This is a genomic window from Brasilonema octagenarum UFV-OR1 (assembly GCF_963888615.1).
Lineage (GTDB): Bacteria > Cyanobacteriota > Cyanobacteriia > Cyanobacteriales > Nostocaceae > Brasilonema > Brasilonema sennae.
In genome coordinates this window covers 1-1,967 of the sequence record NZ_CAWPKW010000306.1, presented here as the reverse complement: position 1 = coordinate 1,967, position 1,967 = coordinate 1, and the positions used below count along the sequence as shown (strand labels likewise).

Genomic DNA, 1,967 nt, shown 5'->3' with positions numbered 1-1,967 from the left:
ACTAGCAGTAGGAGGTTCTACCTCCTGAGTCATAGCTAAATGACAATAGTGCAAGCACAGAGAGCTTTTTATTGGAGCGATCGCCTACGGCAGATCTACGCTTAACGCCATCCCATAATTGCACTACCTAGAGCGCAATCGTAGTATTATGCGCACAGTTGCCAAAACACACCAAAAAAAGTATATTAAATATACCTTTTAGGGTAGAACGCTGGATTCCTTTTACTTGCATGGAATTTGAGTTCGACGAGCACAAAAGCGCCTCGAACAAGGTGAAACACGGCATCGACTTCATTTCGGCGCAAGAACTGTGGCTCGATGCTGATCGAGTAGAGGTTGCTGCTCGCACCGAAGGAGAGCCGAGGTTCCTTGTGATTGGCTGGTTCAATGGAAAGCATTGGGCTGCTGTGATCACGTACAGGGGGGAACGGGTGCGGATTATTTCAGTACGGCGAGCACGAAATCAGGAGGTAGAGCTATATGAAAGCCCAAGAGTTTGACGAAAAGTTCGACAACGGCGAGGACGTAACTTCATACCTTGATCTTTCCACCGTTCGCCGCCCAGGTTATGAGCAGCGGCGGATCAACGTCGATTTCCCGATATGGATGATTGAAGCACTTGATCGTGAGGCGGCGCGGCTCGGTGTCACTCGACAGTCCATCATTAAGGTATGGATTGCTCAACGGCTTGAGTGCCATTCGTAATTTCTGCTTGCTAATTTTTATCGTTCCCAGGCTTTGCCTGGGAACTAGCAGTAGGAGGTTCTACCTCCTGAGTCATAGCTAAATGACAATAGTGCAAGAACAGATACAAACAGGCGATCGCGCGAAGACGCACGGTGGGCGATCGCACGGAGTGCCCGCCAAGGGCCAGTGCGCCAAGGCGCACGCTGCGCGATCACACTTCATTAAGGTGATTTTTCAGTTTCGGAGTACTTCTCAACTAAATATTCCAAAACTCCTGTGCCATTGCTTCAATTGTTCTTTCTAGAGAAGGCAAATAGTTTTCAATGACATTCCAAACAATATCAAGGTCTACACTTAGATATTCATGAGTTAATCTATTACGAAAGCCAGCAATATTACTCCATTCTGTCTCAGGGTATGCATTTTTCCAATCAGTTGGTAATTTTTGTACAGACTCACACATCACCTGAATATTTCTTAAAACTGCATCTTGGGTTTTAATGTCATTAAAAAATACTTCTTTTCCTTAAGCGTGTATATTGCTTAATTCTGTTGAGACAATCGCGAATGTGAATAAGATAAATCCGACTGTCTTTCATAAAGGAATAGCCTCTTTTAAGACTTTATCTTGAATCAAATAATGTAAAGAATTAGTAGTTACCACATCAACCTTCCGATTCAACAAGGTTTCTAACTCTTGAACTAAGCCACCAGGAAACCAAGGCGTAATTTTATTCAAGTCATAATCAATCAAAAAATCAATATCACTGCTTGGTGTTTCTTCTCCTCTAGCTACACTACCAAAAATTCGGAGATTATAAGCACCATGTTTAGCAGCAATACTGAGAATTTCTGCTCGTTTTTCTTGGAGGATTTCTTTTAATTTCATTTTCCATCTCTCATAACACTACAGCTTATTTGAATATGGATTATGACGAGCATTGAGTTGGGCAACTTGTTCAGGTGTAAAATCTTCTAACTCAATAATCTGCCCGACATTAAACGGAGACTGATTCAAATCATCAATTAACTGATATGGTTCAGTAGAAGTAACCAGTACCAAATCCAATTTGTCTAAACTCGGATAAATCGCACGATTATTATGCCAGCTACGCAACATCCCAAAAAAATCATTGCGGAATTTGGTGTCAAAAACTCTATCGACTTCATCCATTGCCAATACCAACGGATGTCCCAATCCTTTTAAGATATGGCGTTGTAAATAGCGATCGCCCTTGGCGCGCCCTATGCCCCAACCAAACGGAGTTTGGTTGCCCCAA

The 1,967-nt window shown here is 42.8% G+C and carries 6 protein-coding genes; 2 read left to right on the top strand and 4 right to left on the bottom strand.

Features of this window, described 5'->3' with window-relative positions; genetic code table 11:
- Window positions 1-158: 158 nt before the first annotated feature.
- Complete coding sequence (locus AC5590_RS26995) at window positions 159-500, top strand: BrnT family toxin (RefSeq protein WP_318560337.1); 342 nt, start codon at window positions 159-161, stop codon at window positions 498-500.
- Window positions 481-705, top strand: coding sequence for a type II toxin-antitoxin system BrnA family antitoxin (gene brnA / locus AC5590_RS26990; protein ID WP_169268972.1), 225 nt, complete (start codon window positions 481-483; stop codon window positions 703-705). The genes AC5590_RS26995 and brnA overlap by 20 nt, the downstream gene beginning before the upstream one ends.
- A 44-nt stretch (window positions 706-749) precedes the next feature.
- Here brnA and AC5590_RS26985 read toward each other — a convergent pair whose 3' ends face one another.
- The 4 genes from AC5590_RS26985 to AC5590_RS26970 form a co-directional block, all read right to left on the bottom strand.
- Window positions 750-902, bottom strand: coding sequence for a hypothetical protein (locus tag AC5590_RS26985; protein WP_169268971.1), 153 nt, complete (start codon window positions 900-902; stop codon window positions 750-752).
- Between the two features lie 41 nt (window positions 903-943).
- A complete protein-coding gene (locus AC5590_RS26980; RefSeq protein ID WP_246162635.1) occupies window positions 944-1,150 on the bottom strand; it encodes a HepT-like ribonuclease domain-containing protein in 207 nt (68 codons plus the stop codon).
- A gap of 132 nt (window positions 1,151-1,282) precedes the next feature.
- A complete protein-coding gene (locus tag AC5590_RS26975) occupies window positions 1,283-1,576 on the bottom strand; it encodes a nucleotidyltransferase family protein (RefSeq protein WP_169268970.1) in 294 nt (97 codons plus the stop codon).
- A gap of 18 nt (window positions 1,577-1,594) precedes the next feature.
- The coding region (locus AC5590_RS26970; RefSeq protein ID WP_248277443.1) for an AAA-like domain-containing protein at window positions 1,595-1,967 on the bottom strand (373 nt) is incomplete at its 5' end.